The 1,084-nt window shown below is 45.6% G+C and carries 1 protein-coding gene; it reads left to right on the top strand.

Translation table 11 applies throughout. The features are described 5' to 3' along the window. Positions 1–543: 543 nt before the first annotated feature. On the top strand, positions 544–1,084 hold a 541-nt coding region (locus tag ACRC27_RS04100; protein WP_438639255.1), incomplete at its 3' end, for an aromatic amino acid transport family protein.

Below are 1,084 nucleotides of genomic sequence, written 5' to 3'. Positions count from 1 at the left end.
AGCCACGCCGCGTTACTGTCTATAATTTCGCCGTGCAACACTTCGTTGCCGGTACTGATCATTTCAACTCTCAACGGCGTGCTCATGCTTTGCTCGCTTCCCTTAGACTAGGCATCCTGACATGTTTCAGCCCATTTTTGTCAGAGTTCTATCTTAACCGCCTAATAAAAAACAAAAAATTCACTTTAGTTCTGTTAACTCGGCTAAATAATAGCGTATTTATCTAACTAAGCATGGCTTTATGGCTTTTCATTAGCAATAGCCAAATTTGTATTGTTTTATTTACACTGAAATTTTTTACTGTGCGAAAATTTTCCTCAAATCCTGCCTGAAAACACCATTGTGTAAACATATAATTACACTGCAAACCGGATTTGACAGCAGCGCGCTTCTTATTTAATCTGCAGAACATTAGTTTGCCATTAATCCAGACAGGCAGATTAAATTTAGCCTTAATGTTAAATAGCAGTTAAAACACATATACAAAAACATTTTGTCTGTTTTTTAACCTACCGTTCAATTGACATCCATACGGAGTTGCCAGTGAAAAGCCGGGTTTTAGGTAGCGTTCTTATTGTCGCAGGGATTACGATTGGGGCTGGCATGCTGGCCATGCCGTTAGCTTCCGCCGGGATCGGCTTTATCCCTACTCTGTTTATGATGTTCGCTCTGTGGGCATTGATGTGCTACAGCGCCTTGATGTTGGTGGAAGTGCATTTGTCAGCGCCGGACATTCCTGCGCTGAGTGTGTTAGCCGAGCGTTATCTGGGTAAGCCAGGGCGCTGGTTAATCAGTTTCAGCATGTTGTTTTTAATGTATGCCCTGACCGCAGCCTATGTAACTGGCGGTGGTGGCCAGTTGATGCACAACTTAGAGCGCTGGTTTGGCCTGCAATTAACACCGGTGCAAGGCGCGCTGCTGTTTACGCTACTGTTAGGTGGCGCGGTGTGTATCAGTACCCGTTTGGTCGACTCGTTCAACCGCATCTTGTTCAGCATTAAATTGGTGGCGCTGGCGCTGGTGCTGCTGCTGCTGATCCCGCACGTGGAAGGCCAAAACCTGACGGCGATGCCGGTACAAAATC

The organism is Plesiomonas sp., from assembly GCF_051650925.1.
Lineage (GTDB): Bacteria > Pseudomonadota > Gammaproteobacteria > Enterobacterales > CAMTGL01 > Plesiomonas.
Note: the sequence above shows the minus strand (reverse complement) of the source record. Positions and strands in the feature narration are given on the sequence as shown.